The organism is Staphylococcus simulans, from assembly GCF_002994445.1.
Taxonomy (GTDB): domain Bacteria; phylum Bacillota; class Bacilli; order Staphylococcales; family Staphylococcaceae; genus Staphylococcus; species Staphylococcus simulans_B.
This window is the reverse complement of record NZ_MRZJ01000005.1, coordinates 21,480-39,357: the sequence shown is the minus strand read 5'-3', so window position 1 is coordinate 39,357 and position 17,878 is coordinate 21,480. Positions and strand designations below refer to the sequence as shown.

The 17,878-nt window shown below is 37.9% G+C and carries 18 protein-coding genes; 11 read left to right on the top strand and 7 right to left on the bottom strand.

Annotated features, from left to right (window positions below; all coding sequences use genetic code 11):
• Window positions 1-2 precede the first annotated feature (2 nt).
• The 4 genes from C7N65_RS07935 to nagA are packed head-to-tail and all read left to right on the top strand — an operon-like array spanning window position 3 to window position 3,294.
• Window positions 3-899, top strand: coding sequence for a PTS mannose/fructose/sorbose/N-acetylgalactosamine transporter subunit IIC (locus C7N65_RS07935; protein WP_105993945.1), 897 nt, complete (start codon window positions 3-5; stop codon window positions 897-899).
• A complete protein-coding gene (locus C7N65_RS07930; protein ID WP_105993944.1) occupies window positions 886-1,716 on the top strand; it encodes a PTS system mannose/fructose/sorbose family transporter subunit IID in 831 nt (276 codons plus the stop codon). The genes C7N65_RS07935 and C7N65_RS07930 overlap by 14 nt, the downstream gene beginning before the upstream one ends.
• A 21-nt stretch (window positions 1,717-1,737) precedes the next feature.
• Entirely contained in the window at window positions 1,738-2,124 is a 387-nt protein-coding gene (locus C7N65_RS07925) for a PTS sugar transporter subunit IIA (protein WP_105993943.1), read from the top strand.
• 12 nt (window positions 2,125-2,136) lie between these two features.
• Window positions 2,137-3,294 carry an N-acetylglucosamine-6-phosphate deacetylase gene (gene nagA / locus C7N65_RS07920; RefSeq protein ID WP_105993942.1) on the top strand — a complete coding sequence of 386 codons (1,158 nt, stop codon included), beginning with the start codon at window positions 2,137-2,139 and terminating at the stop codon, window positions 3,292-3,294.
• A gap of 159 nt (window positions 3,295-3,453) precedes the next feature.
• On the opposite strand, the gene C7N65_RS07915 is transcribed toward nagA, so the two are convergent.
• The 4 genes from C7N65_RS07915 to C7N65_RS07900 all read right to left on the bottom strand — a co-directional run bounded on the left by C7N65_RS07915 (window position 3,454) and on the right by C7N65_RS07900 (window position 6,979).
• The gene (locus C7N65_RS07915) at window positions 3,454-3,819 is read right to left on the bottom strand and encodes a DUF4870 domain-containing protein (RefSeq protein WP_105993941.1); all 366 of its coding nucleotides are present in this window, start codon (window positions 3,817-3,819) and stop codon (window positions 3,454-3,456) included.
• A gap of 210 nt (window positions 3,820-4,029) precedes the next feature.
• Window positions 4,030-5,526 carry a tripartite tricarboxylate transporter permease gene (locus tag C7N65_RS07910; RefSeq protein WP_105993940.1) on the bottom strand — a complete coding sequence of 499 codons (1,497 nt, stop codon included), beginning with the start codon at window positions 5,524-5,526 and terminating at the stop codon, window positions 4,030-4,032.
• Window positions 5,527-5,542: 16 nt separating this feature from the next.
• Complete coding sequence (locus C7N65_RS07905) at window positions 5,543-5,986, bottom strand: tripartite tricarboxylate transporter TctB family protein (RefSeq protein WP_105993939.1); 444 nt, start codon at window positions 5,984-5,986, stop codon at window positions 5,543-5,545.
• A gap of 12 nt (window positions 5,987-5,998) precedes the next feature.
• Complete coding sequence (locus C7N65_RS07900; protein ID WP_105993938.1) at window positions 5,999-6,979, bottom strand: tripartite tricarboxylate transporter substrate binding protein; 981 nt, start codon at window positions 6,977-6,979, stop codon at window positions 5,999-6,001.
• A 331-nt stretch (window positions 6,980-7,310) separates the two neighbouring features.
• Here C7N65_RS07900 and C7N65_RS07895 point away from each other — a divergent pair, with 331 nt between their 5' ends.
• Complete coding sequence (locus C7N65_RS07895; protein ID WP_105993937.1) at window positions 7,311-8,936, top strand: BCCT family transporter; 1,626 nt, start codon at window positions 7,311-7,313, stop codon at window positions 8,934-8,936.
• An 869-nt stretch (window positions 8,937-9,805) separates the two neighbouring features.
• A complete protein-coding gene (locus C7N65_RS07885; RefSeq protein WP_105993935.1) occupies window positions 9,806-11,263 on the top strand; it encodes a carbon starvation protein A in 1,458 nt (485 codons plus the stop codon).
• Between the two features lie 146 nt (window positions 11,264-11,409).
• Here C7N65_RS07885 and C7N65_RS07880 read toward each other — a convergent pair whose 3' ends face one another.
• A complete protein-coding gene (locus tag C7N65_RS07880; RefSeq protein WP_105993934.1) occupies window positions 11,410-12,654 on the bottom strand; it encodes an ammonium transporter in 1,245 nt (414 codons plus the stop codon).
• Between the two features lie 231 nt (window positions 12,655-12,885).
• On the opposite strand from C7N65_RS07880, the gene C7N65_RS07875 reads away from it, so the two are divergent.
• The 3 genes from C7N65_RS07875 (at window position 12,886) to C7N65_RS07865 (ending at window position 15,018) form a co-directional block, all read left to right on the top strand.
• The gene (locus tag C7N65_RS07875; protein WP_105993933.1) at window positions 12,886-13,995 is read left to right on the top strand and encodes an aminotransferase class I/II-fold pyridoxal phosphate-dependent enzyme; all 1,110 of its coding nucleotides are present in this window, start codon (window positions 12,886-12,888) and stop codon (window positions 13,993-13,995) included.
• Window positions 13,988-14,689, top strand: a complete 702-nt coding sequence (locus C7N65_RS07870; RefSeq protein ID WP_105993932.1) for a 6-carboxyhexanoate--CoA ligase — start codon at window positions 13,988-13,990, stop codon at window positions 14,687-14,689. Before C7N65_RS07875 ends, C7N65_RS07870 begins: the two co-directional genes overlap by 8 nt.
• A gap of 98 nt (window positions 14,690-14,787) precedes the next feature.
• Window positions 14,788-15,018, top strand: coding sequence for a hypothetical protein (locus C7N65_RS07865; protein ID WP_158698111.1), 231 nt, complete (start codon window positions 14,788-14,790; stop codon window positions 15,016-15,018).
• 48 nt (window positions 15,019-15,066) lie between these two features.
• On the opposite strand, the gene C7N65_RS07860 is transcribed toward C7N65_RS07865, so the two are convergent.
• The gene (locus tag C7N65_RS07860; protein WP_105993930.1) at window positions 15,067-16,020 is read right to left on the bottom strand and encodes a rhodanese-related sulfurtransferase; all 954 of its coding nucleotides are present in this window, start codon (window positions 16,018-16,020) and stop codon (window positions 15,067-15,069) included.
• 262 nt (window positions 16,021-16,282) lie between these two features.
• Here C7N65_RS07860 and C7N65_RS07855 point away from each other — a divergent pair, with 262 nt between their 5' ends.
• The gene (locus C7N65_RS07855; RefSeq protein WP_105993929.1) at window positions 16,283-16,558 is read left to right on the top strand and encodes a GNAT family N-acetyltransferase; all 276 of its coding nucleotides are present in this window, start codon (window positions 16,283-16,285) and stop codon (window positions 16,556-16,558) included.
• A 250-nt stretch (window positions 16,559-16,808) separates the two neighbouring features.
• Here the strand turns inward: C7N65_RS07855 and C7N65_RS07850 are convergent, their stop codons facing one another.
• Window positions 16,809-17,270 (bottom strand): hypothetical protein, encoded by a 462-nt coding sequence (locus tag C7N65_RS07850; protein WP_105993928.1) that lies wholly within the window; start codon window positions 17,268-17,270, stop codon window positions 16,809-16,811.
• Window positions 17,271-17,519: 249 nt separating this feature from the next.
• On the opposite strand from C7N65_RS07850, the gene C7N65_RS07845 reads away from it, so the two are divergent.
• On the top strand, window positions 17,520-17,801 hold the full coding sequence (locus C7N65_RS07845) for a GNAT family N-acetyltransferase (protein ID WP_105993927.1): 282 nt from the start codon (window positions 17,520-17,522) through the stop codon (window positions 17,799-17,801).
• Window positions 17,802-17,878 lie beyond the last annotated feature (77 nt).

The window sequence follows — 17,878 nt, the reverse complement described above, 5'->3', positions numbered from 1 at the left end:
ACATGGAAATACTTTGGTGGCAGATCTTATTATTAACCTTGTATGCAGGGTATCAGATTCTTGATGAATTACAGATCTATTCATCTTTAAGCCAACCTGTATTTGCAGGATTAATCGCCGGTTTGATTATGGGCGATGTAACAACAGGGTTGATTATCGGCGGCAGCATGCAATTAACGATTTTAGGTGTAGGTACATTCGGGGGTGCATCAAGAATTGATGCAAACTCAGGTACATTATTAGCGGTTGCGTTCTCAGTAGCACTTGGAATGAACCCGCAACAAGCCTTAGCAACATTAGCAGTACCCGTTGCGAGCTTAATGATTCAAACAGATATCTTAGCTCGTTTCGCAAACACATTCTTTGCGCACAGAATTGACAGCAAAATCGAAACTTTTGATTACAAAGCAATTGAAAGAAACTATTTATACGGTATGATTCCTTGGTCATTCTCAAGAATGATTCCTGTATTCTTAGCCTTAGCTTTTGGCGGCGGTGTAGTTAAAGCAGTAGTAAATTATTTGAACACAGATTTGAAATGGTTAGGCGACGGCTTAACTGTAGCCGGTGCAGTATTGCCAGCAGTTGGTTTCGCAATCTTATTACGTTACTTGCCTGTTAAAAAACATTTCCCATATTTTATCTTAGGTTTTGTATTAACAGCATTATTCGTAACAGTCTTTGATGGTATGACAGGTCTTGGTACATCTGTAGCTGGATTAGACAAACACTTCGGTATTAAATTTACAGGTTTGCCAATGTTAGCTATCGCATTGATCGGATTTGCGTTTGCGGCAATGGAATACAAACGTACTTCAGAAAATCGTGTAGCACCTCAATATGGCGGTTCAGCTAAGAATAATAACAGCGAAGGAGAGATTGAGGATGACGAACTCTAATAATCAAAACGGCACATCTTACAAATTAACTAAAAAAGATTTTAATCAAATCAATCGCCGTAGTTTATTCGCATATCAATTAGGGTGGAACTATGAACGTATGCAAGCCTCTGGATATTTGTATACAATCCTTCCGCAATTGAGAAAAATTTATGGCGACGGCACACCAGAACTTAAAGAAATGATGAAAACTCATACACAATTCTTTAACACAAGCAACTTCTTCAATACCATCATCATGGGTATTGATATTGCAATGGAAGAAAAAGAAAAAACAAAAGCAAAAGATTCAGTACAAGGTTTGAAAGTCGGTTTAATGGGACCGTTTGCGGCAATCGGTGACTCTATCTTTGCCTCTTTAATCCCTACAATCTTCGGTGCCTTAGCAGCGAACATGGCGATTAACGGCAACCCGATCGGTGCATTTATCTGGTTAGTAGCTCAAATCGCAGTAATGGTATTCAGATGGAAACAATTAGAATTTGCGTATAAAGAAGGGGTATCCCTTGTTACAACAATGCAGCACAAACTTGAAACTTTAACTAACGCAGCTACATTGCTCGGGGTCTTCATGGTCGGAGCACTTGTCGCCACAATGATTAAAGTTCAGTTCGCATGGATGCCTAAAATCGGTAAATTAACAATTGATGTACAAAACAACTTCAATATGATCTTGCCTAAATTATTACCGCTTGGTATCGTTTTAGCAATTTATTGGTTACTTGGACGCAATAAAATGAGCTCAACTAAAGCTATCTTTATCGTATTAGTTGTGTCTATTATCTTGTCAGCTTTAGGTATTATCGGCAAAGCATAATTAAAAGGTGGATAACTATAGATGAAAAAGTTAATTTTAATTAGTCACGGCGCATTTTGCGAAGGATTAAAAGAAAGTACAGAAATGATTTTAGGCGATCAGCCTGATATCGTTCCAGTTCCATTATTACCGCATGAAAGTGCTGAAGATTTTCAAAACAAGCTTTCAGCAGAACTTGCAGAATCAGAAGATGTAACAGTCTTTGCGGATTTGCTTGGCGGCACACCTGCGAACGCAGCAGCAAAATTATTGCTTCAAGGTCAGCAGTTTGATTTGTATGCAGGTATGAGCCTTCCAATGGTAATTACTTATGTAAATGGCCAACAGCTTGGCGAAGACACAGACATCATCAGCAAAACGAAAGAGTATATTGTAAAAGTGAATGATTTATTACTAGATAATGAATAAGAAGGTAATCAAATGTCAGAATATGTAATTGGCAATGCTAAGATTTATAGTGAAGATAGAGTGATTGAATCAGGTTATGTGCATATTAAAGACGGCAAAATCGCAGAAATCAGCGATGGCACATATACAGGTCCATTGACACAACATGATGCCGAAGGCAAAATCTTACTCCCAGGCTTTATCGATATTCATATCCACGGCGGATATGGCAATGATGCAATGGATGCATCAGTCGAAGGATTAGAACATTTAGCACAGAACTTATTATCTGAAGGCACAACATCGTTCCTAGCGACCACTATGACACAGTCAGAGGAAAATATCACTAAAGCATTAGAATCTATCGTAGAATATGCAGATCAGCAAAACGGCCATGATGCAGCGGAAATTGTAGGGATCCATTTAGAAGGACCATTTATTTCAGAACATAAAATCGGTGCACAAAATCCAGCCTACGTGCAACGACCTAGTGTTGAAAAACTTAAACATTTCCAAGATACTGCACATGGTAAAATCAAAGTCATCACTTTTGCTCCAGAAGTTGAAGGCGCTGATGTCATGTTAGAGGCATTTAAAGATGACATTATTTTCTCAATCGGCCATACTACTGCGGACTTCGATCAAGTGAATGATGCTGTATCAAAAGGCGCTAAACACATTACACATCTTTATAATGCGGGAACACCATTCTTGCACCGTGCCCCTGGTGATTTTGGTGCCGCATGGACGAATGATGATTTGAACACTGAACTTATTGTAGATGGCGTCCACTCTCATCCGGCATCTATTAAAATTGCCTACAAAATGAAAGGCAATGAACGCTTTTATGTCATCACTGATGCAATGCGTGCTAAAGGTATGCCTGAAGGAGAATACGATCTTGGCGGACAAACAGTTGTTGTAAAAGGAAAAGAAGCTAGATTGAAAACCGGTTCCCTTGCCGGAAGTATATTGAAAATGAACCTAGGGCTTAAAAACTTGTTGGCGTTCACAGGAGACAGCCTGGAAAACGCATGGAGAACAACAAGTTTGAACCAAGCGAAAGCCCTTAAAATTGATGATCAAAAAGGCAGTATTAAAGCAGGCAAAGATGCAGATATTATCATCGTAGACGAAGACATCAATGTCTTAACTGCCATTAAAAGAGGGAAAATCCATTCCTTCAGCTGATATATAACATATTATCCCAACCCCCTGTAATTATATATTAAGCAATAGCACCTGATTCCTAAGTAGTCATAGGAGTCGGGTGCTTTATTTTAGGTTCTCCACCATTTGTGGTGGGTAAATAATTTAAAGAAATAATTTGTAAATTGAATTCTTCGAATTCTATTTAATAAATCTGATTGATAGTGGTACTTCATAGTCTTCGCCTTGATTCGTTTTAACAATAGCGATGATGGAATAAACTGTTGAAGCAATAACAAGAATTGGAAGGATAAGGAATCCAATCAATATGAAACAAAGTAATGTGGCTACGATTCCGTAAATAAAATAACTGATAACGTAATTCCAATAGTTTTTACCTTGTTGATTGATGAAAGGAGATTCATCCTTTTTGATAAGCCAGATGATGAGCGGGCCGATTAATCCAGTGAAAATGTTTAAAAGCCATAGTAACATAGCCATCGTTCTTTGTTCTTGAGGAACAGGTTGAAATGCATTTTTTTGTGTTGAACTGTTAATTAGATCCATATTCTTCACCTACATTTTTGTATTTGAGATGTTGAAGTCAGGTTTCTATCTCAAAATAATAATCTCACAGTAAAAATAGGTTGTACAGTTAAAATTAGATGGATTTAATGAAGTTTTCGTAAGTTTCGATTGGAAATCAAATTGGATAGATATAGATGAGCATGGTATAGAGATACAAAAACATCGACCTTTTTACAGGCCGATGTTTTATTATGCCGCTTTCTTCTTGCGTTTCATGAACTTAAGTATCAATGGATAAGTGAGTGAAAGTATGGTCATGATTGTCAGTACGATACTAATCGGTGAACCAAAGAAGATATCGAATATGTTGTTGTTGCTGGTGATTAAACTTTTACGGAAGTTTTGTTCCATATCTGATCCGACAATGGCTGCGAGTATTAATGGTGCCATCGGGAAGTCTAACAGTTTTAAGCCTAAGCCGAGTAAACCGAAAACTAATAAGATATAGAAATCTACGACACTGTAGCCTAATGTATAAGTTCCTAAGTATGCGAGTACTAAAATAATCGGATACAAGACTTTAGGCGGTGTACGCAAGATTTTAAGTAATAAACCGATTAAAGCAATGTTGATGATGACTAAGAAGATGTTGCCGATGAACATACTGTTGATTAATGTCCAAATGGTTTCTGGTTCGTTCTCAAAGAGAAGCGGTCCTGGCTGGAGTCCTAACATAATGACTGCGCCTAAAATAACAGCGGTTGTACCTGAACCCGGCACGCCCATTGTCAGTAAGGGAATCAAAGCACCGACAGAAGCGGCGTTGTTGGATGCTTCTGGTGCGGCAACACCCTCAATAGCACCTTTACCGAAGTCTTTGCCGTTCTTGTTGACTTGGCGTTCTGTAGAATAACTTAGCATAGATGCTATAGAACCTCCGGCACCAGGTAAGACGCCGATCACAAAGCCTAAAGGACTTTGTCTTAACATAGTCCACCATGTACGCTTCCAATCTGTTTTAGTCAGTTTCATAGCGCCTAGTTTGGCATCAGGCGGCTTTAAAGCTTCTAGATGCATATAATTGTATAGAACTTCTGCGACTGCATAGACACCGATGATAACAACTAAGAAGTTGATACCTTCGCTCAGGTGAGGGATATCGAAAGTGAAGCGGTAAACACTTGTCTGTAAATCGACACCTACCGTACTGACCATTAAGCCGATGGCAGTCGCAATAAAACCTTTTACCATCTTACCAATTGAAAGTGACACAATGGTTGATAGTGTAAATAAGAATAAGACGAAGTATTCTCTTGGCCCGAATTGAAGCGAGAAGTCGGATAAGGGTTTGGCGAGAAAGATAAAGCCGATAACTGCGACAATCCCGCCAATTAATGATGCCACTGCAGAAATCGTTAATGCTTTACCCGCTTCTCCATTCTTCGTCATCGGATACCCATCAAATGTTGATGCGATTGCGGAACCATCACCTGGTGTATTTAACAAGATGGAACTGCGCGATCCCCCATACATCGCCCCATAATAAATCGCAATCATTAAAATCAAGGCACTTACCGGTTCCATGCCGAACGTGACAGGAATCAAGACCGCAACTGCAGTTGCAGGTCCTAACCCCGGCAGCATGCCTACTATTGTCCCTAAGAAACCGCCAATCAATACCCAAAGCAAATTCATGGGGTGAAAGGCAGTTGTGAGACCCTCTAAGAAAGTGTTGATATCTCCCATATTGCTCCCCCTTGTCTTATGGTAAACTCACATCTAATAATTGCGAGAAGGTATACCATGTAATTCCTGAAAATACGAGCGCAACAATAATATTTTGAAGCCAGTGTTTCACCCCATTAATTAAAAACAACACGCCTCCTAAGAAGAGGATAGTCGAAATTAAGAAACCTAAGCGTTCGAATATTAAAGCATAAATAATAATCATCACAATCGTTGCGCCTAAACGAATCAGTGTTTTCTTTTGAAGTAATAAATCGAGAATCTCAAAGTGCTCATGGCGACGTTTATATTCTTGGAAGAAATAAATCACACTCATCACAATGAGCAGCGTCGCAACGAGTAACGGAAAGTACATCGGACTGTTCGGGTCGCCGATACGAGACCGTTGTACATTAAGTGTCAGTACCAGATAAATAATCCCTAACAATGTAAGGAGAATCGGTGGTAAGAGCCGTGCCATACAATGTCCTCCTTAAAATCCAGCATCTTTAATGAGCTGATCATATTTTTTGCGTTGTTCTTTTAAGAACTTTTCAGATTCATAGCTGTCTTTATAGAAATTGTCCCAATCATTGTTTTTGCGTAAATCTTGCCATCCTTTAGAACGGACAACTTTGCGCATAGTCTTATCCCAATAAGCACGTTCTTCTTTGGTCATATCTTTTGTGCCCATGACACCGCGCCAGTGCGGGAAGACCATATCGACGCCTTGTTCTTGCCATGTAGGTACGTCTTTAATCCCTTTAATACGTTTCTTTGATGAAACTGCCAACATTTTGAGTTTATGTACTTGATGCTGCTCCTTTACTTCTGAAACTGCAGTAGAAGCTACATCGACATGTCCTCCTAGCAATGCTGTCTGTAAATCGCCACCGCTTTTATAGACGAGGAAGTCTAATTGATCGACATCCACACCGTATTGTTTAGCGGCTTGTACAAAAGCAAGATGGTCATTGTTGCCAAGGCCTGGTGCGACACCGATGGTTAAGGATTTCGGATCCTTCTTCAGCTTGTCCATGACTTCTTTACCAGAATTCAAATTGGACTTATTAGAAGCTGTTAAGCTGATCCATTCTGTTGCCAATATAGCAATCGGTGTGAAATCATCTTCACTTAAATCGCTGAGTCCTAGTTCTTTGTTTGAAAGCAATAAACTAGAGTTGATTGCGACAGTATTCGGCGAGCGAGATTTTAAATATTGCCAACCGACTTCACCGCCCCCGCCAGGTTTATTAATCACGGTGATGTTTTGCTTTGTCAGATTTTCATCTAACATGACTTTTTGAATCGCACGAGCTGTTGTATCCCAACCGCCGCCAGGCGATGCTGGCGCAACAATCTCTACTGTTTGATTCGGAAAGTCTTTAGAAGCAGACTGCTTTTCATCATCTTGCTTGCCGCAGCTTGCTAAAAGTACTGTCAAAATTAACACGAAGCACCCCAATCTTCGCATAAAAATCCCCCTTTGTTTAAAAATATTCAATTTTCTAATAATTTATCACAATTTTCAAAAATCAACAATAAATCATAGATATTTTAAATATATAAATCTTAAAGAGGATAATTATAAAAATAGATATAAACTGAGATGGGGAATAATAAGCGTTGCTACAATACTGATTAGTGTTAATAAGCAATGTGCTAATAACTCCTTTTAAACATTCATGTAATCAATTAAATAATAGTCAAAATATTTTTAATGACGAATTGTGATTATCTTCTGTTTGTGTTTTAATTAAACAAACGCTTGTTTGAGCAAGCGGGAAGGGGATTTATAATTCAACATGAAAACCAGGAAAGAAAAACATAGAAATATAGTTTATTTCACTTCGGTAGGTATTATCCTGCTAGCAACATTGGTTGCGGGAATTTTCCCAAAACTCTTCGGTAAATATGCACAAAGTACGTATGACGTGATTGCAGGGACATTCGGCTGGCTCTTCTTAGTCATTATCGTTGTACTGGATATCTTCTTAATTTCGTTAGCCGTATCACGTTTCGGACGTTTCAAACTTGGCGCAGATGATTCTGAACCGGAATTCTCATTTATGTCTTGGATCGGGATGTTATTCTCAGCAGGACTAGGTGTCGGTATTGTCTTCTGGGGTGTCGCAGAGCCTTTAACACACTTCTTGCATTCGCCATTCCCAGGAACAGTGAAAGATCAGTCAGAAGAATCGGCACGTTTAGCCATGGGCTATACATTCTTCCACTGGGGTATCTCTCAATGGTCGATTTTCGCTATGGCAGGTTTAGTAGTAGCTTATTTCCAATTCCGTAAAAAGCGTAACGGATTAATTTCAACAGCGATGGAACCGGTATTCGGTGAAGCGTATCCTAGACCTGTTCGTAATCTGATTGATATTTTAGCGATTATCGCAACAGTAATGGGGATTGCGACATCAATCGGTTTAGGTATTATGCAAATCAGCGGTGGTTTACATCATGTATTTAATGTACCGAATACAAACGTAACCAAAGTTGCGATTACAGTATTAATGGTATGTATCTTCCTAGGTTCAGCTTTAACCGGTCTAAACCGCGGTGTGAAATGGTTAAGTAATATTAATATCGGCCTTGGTGCTATTTTATTAATCTTTATCTTAATCTTCGGAGACTTAAAATTCGTATTAGAGTCTTATACATTAGCTATCGGTGATTACTTACGTCACTTTATTGAATACAGTTTACGTGTGAATCCATATTCAGGAGAGAACGGATGGGTTCAAAAATGGACAGTCTTCTATTGGGCATGGGTAATTGCGTGGTCGCCGTTTATCGGTGGTTTCGTTGCACGTGTATCAAGAGGACGTACTATTCGTGAATTCGTTATCGGCGTATTAATCATTCCGCCATTAATTTCATTTACATGGATTGCAGGTTTCGGCGGTACTGCACTTAAGATTGCATTAACGCAAAATACTGGAATTGAAAAGATTGTAGACAAAGATTACTCAGTCGCATTGTTCGAGTTGTTAAAACAATTCCCAATCTCAGATATTACAAGTATTTTAGCAATCGCACTTATCTTCATCTTTATCGTCACAAGTGCCGACTCTACGACACATATTGTCGCAAGTATGGCTACGGGCGGTGTAGATAATCCGAATATAAAAGACAAAGTTATTTGGGGTCTGCTTATCGGTGCTATCTCAGTCACAATGACCATTGCGGGCGGACTGACAAGTCTGCAGACTGCATCACTTGTGACAGGCTTGCCATTCTCGATTATTCTGATACTCATGATTGTGTCTATCATGCGTGCATTGCGCAGAGAACACACCAAACACTTCCAAATGTCTTATATCGATGACGATACAGACTACTCTATTCCATTAGAGAAACGTGAAAAAGAAATCGAGAAAGAAGAAGCAGCCAACGACACAAAAACTAATGATAAAGAACAATAAATTGTGAAATCATATAAATAGACTGAATGCCTCGTATCTCAAACGGTACGAGGCATTTTTATCATGTGTTTTAAGATTCATTTCGATAGCAATATACAATATAGCCAGTGATAATCAAGAGCAATGTAAAAGTAGAAGGTAATAGATGTATGGTTGCTTGTCCAAGACTTTCGTGCTCAATGAATATGCGATCCATTAACATAATTATGATAAATATAATGATTCCGATGACTACATAGTAAACGGGTTTCTGTTTAACAATACAATAGATTGTATATGCGAGAATCAGAACAATAAAGAAGATAGTTAATAAGGAAAAATACATGATGTCTTCAGCCTTTCTTAAAAAATGATAAATAGTAGTATATAATGATTTCTTTCATTATTTAAGTTAACATAAAAACGAAAGGAAAAGCATTAGATATAAAATAGATTAAACCTACTATGAATAGAGAGAAGGGGAATCATAATGAAAGTTTTGAGAATTATCCTTTTGATTCTTAGTACATATTTGATTATAGGCAGTGTGGTTCAATTTATAAATTCTGATTTTAAAATAGCATATATCAGCATAGGCAATATCAATGGCGTAGTTACTACGGTAGTCGTTGTACTGTTGGTAGTGATGAATGTCGTCCGAATATTAATATCTAAGGATGATAAAAATAACAAGTAAGATAAAGGGTGTTTTGTTAATTAAAAAGGCAATAATTAAGAGTGATCTTTATAAGCTGTATCACTCTTATAACTGTTACCTATTTCACAATCTTGTGACAATTTGAAAAATGTGGTTCAATTAAGAAAACGCTTTCACAAAGTTGACACATCTAGAATCGCATCTGAAAGAGAAATAAAAGGGGGATTGTGGAATGGTTACTTTTATTGTTTCAATCATTTTACTGATTGTAGGTTATTTCACTTATGGGAAGTATATTGATAAGATGTTCGGTCCTAAAGAGGCAAGACCGACACCTGCACATCATCAGCGTGATAATGTGGACTATTTACCGATGAAGACATCATCCAACTCCTTGATTCAATTACTGAATATTGCAGGGGTGGGACCTATTTTCGGTCCGATTATGGGGGCATTATACGGACCAGTCGCATTCTTATGGATTGTCTTAGGATGTATCTTTGCAGGAGCGGTACATGACTATTTAACGGGTATGATTTCTATTCGAAATAAAGGGGCACATTTACCGGAACTTGCGAGTAAATTCTTAGGCAAGGTGATGAAACACTTCGTCAATGTCTTCTCAATTTTATTATTACTACTTACAGGGACAGTTTTCGTTACAAGTCCAGCCTTATTATTACATAATTTAATGGATGGACGTATTGCGTTAGGCATCATTATCTTCGTGATCTTCGTATACTATATTCTATCTACGATTTTGCCGATTGATAAAATTATTGGTCGTATTTATCCGATTTTCGGCGCCTTATTATTAATCAGTGCCATCGGCATGGGCTTTCGTTTAATCCAAACAGGCGCGCATATTCCTGAATTAAGCTTGCAAAATATGCATCCGGATGGTGCACCGATATTCCCATTATTGTTCTTCACAATTACGTGCGGTGCGTTATCAGGCTTCCACGCGACACAAACACCGATTATTTCACGTACGACAAACAATGAAAAGAACGGTCGTTTTATCTTCTACGGCATGATGGTCGCAGAAGGTGTCATTGCGATGATTTGGGCAGCTGCGGGTATGAGTTTGTTCAATGGTTACGAAGGATTACAAAGTGTATTAGCACAAGGTGAAGCAGCATTAGTAGTAAGTAAAGCTTCTCACTTATTACTAGGATCAGTACTAGGTACAATTGCGGTATTAGGTGTGATTGTATTACCTATTACTAGTGGTGATACATCATTTAGAAGTGCACGTATGATTATCGCAGACTACTTGAAGGTTAATCAGCGTTCATTATGGAAACGTATTATGGTTGCGGCGCCGTTATTCGTAGTTAGTTTCGCATTGACACGTATTGATTTCACTATCTTATGGCGCTACTTCTCATGGGCTAACCAAACAACTGCGGTTGTAGCTTTATGGGTAGGAGCAATGTATCTATTGCTTGCGAAGAAGAACTTCTGGGTTGCGGCAGTACCTGCTACATTCATGACTTGGAATATCTTTGTATATATTTTAAGTCAGAAAATCGGATTCGGTTTAGATTTAACATTAAGTTATTATCTCGGAGCGGTACTGACTCTATTATGGGTCGCATACTTTATTTATCAATATAAGAAAGTGACATCCGAAGTAAAATTTGAACTTGATCATCATATTTCAAATCAGCATACACAAGTCGTATAAATAATCACCCCGCTTCTTAAAGAAAGAGGCGGGGTGACACTATATGACCAAGTAGTTTTAATTTTTGTAAAAAATGTTTTTATCTATAAAATTTTAAAGTTTTTGAATTCTATCTCTGACAAAATAGCGAGGTGAAGTACTAAACCTTATAATCTGTGATTCAATTTGTTAAGCTCACCATAGAAATAAGCACGTTCCCCATGTTGTATATAATCCAGACCTACTTCTTCTTCATCTTCTGTTGTGCCTAATTCACTAAAGCGTCCAATAATCTTGGCAATAAGGAAGGTCATGATACCACTGAAGAGCAGTGTCACAGCGACTGCGATGAACTGTACAACAACTGCATACCAATTGCCTCCTAATAGCAGACCATCCGCAATTTTAGAATTGATTTGATGGGATTGAAAGACACCTGTCAATAAAGCACCGATAATTCCGCCGATACCATGTAAACCAAAAGCATCTAAAGCGTCGTTGTAGTTGAGTTTGACCTTAATATAATTAATGGTGAAGAAACAACCTATACCACCGATACCAGATAAGATTAATGCACTGATTAAATGCACATATCCCGCAGCAGGAGTAATGGTGACAAGTCCTGCCAACACACCAGATAACATACCCACTAAGCTGGTTGTACGTTTAGTAAGATATTCCATTGCCATCCAAGAAAGCGCACCTGCACTTGCGCCGAGTACTGTGTTGACAAACGCAGTCATCGCAATTGCATTGAATGTGTATGCGCTGCCTGCATTAAATCCATACCAGCCCAGCCAAACCATGATGGCGCCGATTAAACTAATAACCAGATTGTGCGGCGGTCTTTTATCGAAGGTGCGTCCTGCGCCAATCATCATAGCTAATACAAGTCCGGAAACACCAGATGAAATATGTACAACTGTACCGCCTGCATAATCAATTGCGCCAAGACGATCAATCCAACCGCCGCCCCATACCCAATGTGCGACAGGACTATATACCAAGATGACCCAAACAAAGACAAAAATGAGATAAGGGAAAAACTTCATCTTCTCAGAAATCGAACCAGATAAGATTGAAACAGCAATCGTACAAAACATAAGTTGGAAAATCATAAATAAAGCAAACGGAATATGCGGTGAAAGTTCTGTTTGTGTTGAAAAGCCGACATGCTGCGCAAAGAAATATTGAAGTCCGCCGATCCATGATGTTCCTGGCGCAAAACTAAGTGTAAAACCTAATACAATCCAAGCAACAGTCACAACCACAATGGCAGCCATACTTTGCATAATCGTATCTAAAACATTTTTAGACTGCACTAACCCTCCATAAAACAAACTCAACCCAGGTGTCATTAACCACACTAAAAGCGTACATAAGAAAATAAATAAAGTATCGTTGATATTCATGATGTCTTCACTCCTTAAAAAGATCATAGCGTGTCACACTTTAAAGTGCAAAAATAGGTAAGAAAAACTAACACAATAGGTGAGAAAATATGACGTGGAAGTCTAGCGGGGTGACTATAGAGACTTCTTTATACTATATGTAAACTTATATAATATAAAAGTTTACAATTGTGGTTGTTCCCCTTATTCTATTAGTAGCGACTATAAAATTACTTACAAAAGAGGGTATTTATGGACTTTCATCAAAAATTAAAAAGTATTCAGCAACAAGGAAATTTAAGATCTTTAAAAACAGTGGATCAGTTAAAAGGAAAATACATAACCATGGAAGGTCGCACTTTTATTAATTTCACTTCGAATGATTATTTGGGACTGGGTCAGTTACCACTCGCTTATACTGAAGATTTTGAACGCTGTAATTTATCTAGTTCGAGATTAGTAAGCGGTAACGATAATTTGTATCAGCAAACTGAAGAGGCCATAGCTGATACATTACCATTTGAAGCATGCTTAATAACAAATAGTGGCTATGATGCTAACCTTGCAGTGTTTAATATATTTAAGGGAGAAAATGTAATAGTTTTATCTGATGCGGCGAACCATGCGAGCTTGATTGATGGTATTAAATTAAGTGGTTTAAATAAAATGATTTACTCTCATTTGGATTACAAGGCTTTAGATCATTTTATAGATGACTTGCCTAATGATATGACGAAAGTGATCGTGACGGACTCGGTATTTTCAACTGATGGTGACAAAGCAGATTTGAAGGAATTATTTCAAATCAAAGAGCGCCATTCCAATACATTGTTGCTTGTAGATGATTCTCATGGCTTCGGCTTAGAGCTAGATTTAGATTATAGTAAGGTTGATATTTTAACTGCAAGCTTGTCTAAAGGAATGGGAGCGTATGGCGGTGTTATTTTATGTCCTTCGATTGTTAGAGAACTCGTAATCAATACAGGACGTGCAGTGATTTACTCTAGCGGTTTGCCGGGAGCAGTATTGGTGCAACTTAAACAGAAATATCAGGCGTTATTAGATGCTGATAAAAGCAGAGGAAAGTTGAAGCGTCTTAGTGCCTGTTTTAATGATTATTTCCAACCGTTATGGGCGGACTCGATATTTACAGATACACCTATCAAAGCAATTGAATTTAAAACCCATGAACAAGCAGAAAATATTTATCAAACATTGTTGGATCAAGGCATACTGGTTAGTTATTTTCGTTATCCTACAGTTTCGCTTCCGACCTTACGTATTTCATTGAATACATACATTGATGAAGCAGATATCAAGCTATTATTTAATATAGTTAAAGGGGTGGTGACACATGTATAGTGTGAAAATGCGTGCAAACCAACACGATGTCCATATCAGCGGAGCAGAAACACTATGTGAAGCTTCAGAACTTCCAGTTGTATTACAAACTTTTTATCGCAAAGGTTTCTTTCATCAGAATGGGCAGCCTGACTTTATGAACTTAAAGATTGAGAAGGTGACATCACCTGTTTTAAGACTGCCGGCACTCTCAATTATTGAAGATAGTAACGCTGATTTAACACAACTATGTCGTCAAAACGGTATTACAGAGAAAGCCTTAAACCAAGGGTGGTCTTATATCAAAAATACCACATGTTACAGAGGTGCAGTCATTTTATGTGCTGAAACAGGTAAGCGTCTTGATAAAACAAATGAACGTGGGGTACGTGCAACGCGATTTGCGTTCAAACAAAATAGTGAAGAGGCAGCACTTAATGATAGAGTTCAAGATGCCTTAGCGATTGCGACGATATTGTCGCATAATTCTAATGTAAAGGGAGAACTTTGTGTATCTGATGATTTACATTATACGACTGGTTATTTTGCGACGAGTCAAACAGGTTATCATCGTTTGCGTCATTTGAAAGAAGATAATACCAGAGAAGGAGGAAGAGTGATATTTGCAGATGAAAATATAGATATTCAAGACTACATTCATTTCATAGAAGAGACACCTAAACTGATTACTTATTCAGAAATACTTAACACGTAAAAGCCACAAACAGTTAGGCATACGTTTGGGTCAAGTAGGCACACACATCTGAATAACTACAAAAATATGCTAGGGTGAAACTGAGGAAGGTGATGATGTTGAAAAAGCCACAAGTACCTTATAAAAAGGAACGTGCGATGAATGGGTATGTCTTAATTCTATTGATAATGTTGATTATTATGGGGCGTTTGTTAGACTATGCGCTGCAAGGCAGTCTAAAACAAACATTTTTCTCAACTTCATTTATGGTTCAAATGTTTGCTTTAGTGTCTTATACGACGATTTTAATTGCCTTGAAGGTTAAAGGTGAAATCAGAGGTTTATGGTAAAAAAGAGGCAAGGACTTTTGAATTTGTCCTTGCCTCATCTTTAATTTCTTATTGTGTGACTAATGCATCAAAGTTTTTAAGACGTCTTTCTTTTTCCTCATCGCTGATGTTGTGTTTTGCGACATAGCGATTACGTTCGTGCTGTGCACATTCTTTACAGCAAGCACCTAAATAACGGTGTTCGTTTTCTTCTGAAACTAAGATTTGTTTATTGCAGTCAGGGTCGCTGCAATTGATATAGCGTTCACATGGTGTACCGTCGAACCATTCTTTGCCGATGACTGTTTTTTCTACTTGGTTGACATCTACACTGATACGTTCATCAAAGACGTACATTTTACCGTCCCATAATTCGCCTTGTGTTTCTGGATCTTTACCGTAAGTTGCGATACCGCCTTCTAATTGTGCTACATCTTCAAAGCCTTCTTTAAGCAAGAAGCCTGAGAATTTTTCACAGCGGATACCGCCGGTACAATAAGTGACAATTTTTTTGTCCATGAACATGTCTTTGTTTTCTTTGATCCAATCTGGCAAGTCACGAAAACGTGTAATGTTCGGACGTACTGCACCGCGGAAATGGCCTAAGTCGAATTCATAATCATTACGTGCATCAATAACGATTGTATCATCGTCTTGTAATGCTTCTCTGAATTCAACCGGAGATAAATATTTACCTGTTGTTTCGCGCGGGTCAATATCATTTTCTAAGTCCAGTGCAACAATTTCTTTTCTTGGGCGTACATGCATTTTCTTGAATGCATGGCCTTCTGCCTCATCAATCTTGAATGTAATATCTTTGAAGCGTTCATCTGCACGCATATGTGCAATATAAGCATCCGTATCTTCTTTTGTGCCTGAAAGTGTACCGTTGATACCTTCAGTAGACACTAAAATACGGCCTTTTAAATTATGCGCTTTGCAGAAGTCTAAATGTTCTGCCGCATAAGTTTTTGGGTCATCAATAGTGACATATTTATAATATAATAATACTCTATAATCCATAATATGATACTCCTCAATCTTTCTATCTATTTCTCATTATAAAGGAAAAAGCCAAGACATAAATGATGCATAAGACCTATTTTTCTCTCACGAGTTTCATTTTTCCACTATGATAGCTTAACAAATAATTGTAAATATGCAATAAGTTCGTTTCGAAAATTAAAATATGTATACCTAATTCAGCCTTTAAGCATAATCCGATTGGTTTCACACTTAACCGGGTATAATAAATATATGAACAACTTTAAATGAGGTGAATAAGATGGCTGAAATTAAACACAATAATAATAGATTCTATGTAGGTGATGAATCTAAACCAACTGCAGAAATGGATTATACTCCAAATGGTGATGTAATGGTTATTGCACATACAGGGGTAGATCCAAGTTTAAGAGGTCAAGGCGTAGGCAACCAGTTAGTTCAAGCAGGTGTAAAATACGCAAGAGAAAACAATATGAAAATCGACGCAAAATGCTGGTTTGCGAAGAAACTCATTGAAGATAATCCAAATGATAAAGACTTATTAGTCGAAGAATAAATTTGATAGTTAGTATGATAGGCAAACATTTTCAACAAGTGTTTGCCTATTTTTAATGGGTTATATCAAGGAATTAAAGAGTGCCGGGGTTGTCTAGAATATTTGAGGAAATCTTGTATAACAAGTGCTCGTAGTATTACCTGGGAAATAACATGGCAGTCTAAAATGAAGTGTCGTTAAGGTAGAGTGTGTACTGTCGAGGAAGCTTCAGGCAATAGAAAACGCACACCTTGAAGATGTGCGTTAACTGTTATTTATGGTTGTTATCTTGATTTTGATTTGAGCTTTGTGCAGGCGGTGCCTGTTGTGGTTTTTCTTGTTCAGGTTTAGCCGGCTCAGGTTTTGGTTCTGGTTTAGGCTGTGGTTTCTCTTCAGCTTTTTCTTCTTGTTTCGGCTCTGAATTTGAGTCAGGTTGTGCTTTAGGCTGAGGTGCAGGTGCTTGGTAAACAGGTTGTTGCTGAGACTGTTCATAGTGCACCTGTTCTTGTGCTGCTGAATCTTGTTGATTGTTGTTTTGCTCTTCTTTTTTCTTATGTTCTTTTTCCGGCTGCTTTTTATGTTCTTTCTTATCTTTATTTTCAAAGTATTTAGCCGCATCGATATTACTGCTGTGTTTATATTTATCATAAGCGATCATACCGCATATGATGATTGCGGTGATTAATAGCGCTGTTATTACTACTGCTGCGATTCTCTTGAAAGCTTGTAACATAACTGATTGTCTCCCTATATCTATAGTTTACTCTTGATGCATGGTGTAGAGCTACATGTTAATTTTATAGAATTGTTCAAGGTATTTCCACCTTTTTATATGTTCTTTAGAGTGAGGTGTCAGATATAAAAGGTTTGAAAAAATTATCTACGTGTAAAATGAACTAAGAATGAAAAGGTATAATGTTTGGAAATAGTGCTAAGTGGTATAGTTTTTATATCTAATAAATCATAAAGTGAGGTTGATACAATGGCAGAAGTAAAACATGGCAATAACAAGTTCTATGTAGGAGATTCTGAAGCACAACCCGATGCAGAAATGACGTACGTACCGACAGGTAAAGACAAAATTATTATTGACCATACAGGTGTAGGAGAAAGCTTGCAAGGTCAAGGTGTAGGTAAACAATTAGTAGAAGCAGGTGTTAATTGGGCACGTGAAAATAACGTGAAGATTTTGGCGACTTGCCCATTCGCTAAGAAAGTCTTAGAAGAAACACCTGAGTATCATGATGTATTGATTAAACACTAGACTGCAGGGTGTCTTGAAAGCTTATCATAACCACCTTTTTGTTTATAATTATAATAAAGCAGCGTCCAAGTTTTTGA